The 1,364-nt window shown below is 52.0% G+C and carries 1 protein-coding gene; it reads right to left on the minus strand.

Annotated elements, in window-relative coordinates; translation table 11 throughout:
• Window positions 1–40: 40 nt before the first annotated feature.
• Window positions 41–1,364 (minus strand): thioesterase domain-containing protein (locus F6K20_RS38675; RefSeq protein WP_287298471.1); only part of this gene is annotated, 1,324 nt, incomplete at its 5' end.

Here is a 1,364-nt window from a genome sequence, read left to right on the forward strand (position 1 = left end):
TGACCGCACTCAACAACAGTAATTATCACTGGGATGACGCCTACAACTCAGTATTGAGGGTTTTTTCAATACAGGCTTTGAGGGTCTCAGCCACGATGGCAACTGTGGGCTGATGCACCATATACTCGTGATAACCAGGAATGGTATGGACTTCCACCTTTGAGGGCGAGATCGCTTGCCAACCCAATGTAGGATCGGTTGTCATTTCTACTGAGGATACTGCCACTGAACCAGCTTCAGCGTGCAGCAGTGTTATTACATCTGGATAGTTAGGGGGCGAGTAACTGCGCATAGCCTTGTGATTGAGCTTCATCAACTGGAGAAGACGCTCAATCTGAGCTGCTTCCAAATCTGGTGGTACTAGATTGCCCTGACGAGCCTGTTCCAAAATAAAGGCAGCTTGTTGCTCCGATGGTAATTCCCGGAGGACTTCCCAATCGAGGGAGAGGGGACCGCCAAAGAGCTCAAGCACCACCTCCACATCTTCTGATAAGGCTTGCTCATCAGGCATGTGGGCCGGTGCATAGGTATCCAACAGGCCCAGAAATGCAACCTGCTCACCTTGGGAAAGCAAATCGTGGGCCATTTGCAAGGCAACCATCCCACCAAAAGACCAACCCATCAGCAGGTAAGGACCCTGAGCTTGGACTTTGCCGATCTCAGCGAGGTAAACCGTTGCCATCTCTTCCACCGTTGTCAGTGGAGCTTGCCCTTCTTGTTGACCCAAGGATTGCAAGCCATAGAAGGGCTGGTCTGAACCGAGCAGATGAGATAGCTCCAGATAGCAAAAGACTGTCCCACCAGCAGGGTGAACACAGAAAATAGGCTGTTGGTTCCCCTGGGGCTGAATAGGAACCAGGGGAGATAGGGAGGCCACACCCTGCTCTTGCTGCAGAATTACAGCTAGCTGCTCAATGGTTGCCGCCTGAAACAGAGTTGCTAAAGGCAGCGAGCGCCCGAAGTCCTGCTCGATGCGATTCATTAAGCGCACGGCCAACAGGGAGTGCCCCCCCAAGTCAAAGAAGTTACTACGAACCCCAATGGGTTGAACCTCTAAAATCTCCTCCCATAGCTTTACCATCTGTAGCTCTTGGCGATTGCGTGGGGGAATATAGGTGTCAGGGGAGTGGTGATCGCCGATCAACTCAGGGGTGGGCAATCGTTTGCGATCGACCTTACCATTTGCCGTTAGGGGCAGGGCATCGAGGACCATGTAACTCGGCGGGACCATATACTCTGGCAACTGCTGTTGCAAATAGTGACGCAGTTCGTCAATGCGCATGTCATTGTGGACGTCTTCTGTGGCAGAGTCGGATGATTCTGAGTGGAAGACCACATAGGTCACCAACTGCTTACTCTGTAGA

The sequence above is a fragment of the Moorena sp. SIO2C4 genome, from assembly GCF_010672485.1.
GTDB lineage: Bacteria > Cyanobacteriota > Cyanobacteriia > Cyanobacteriales > Coleofasciculaceae > Moorena > Moorena producens.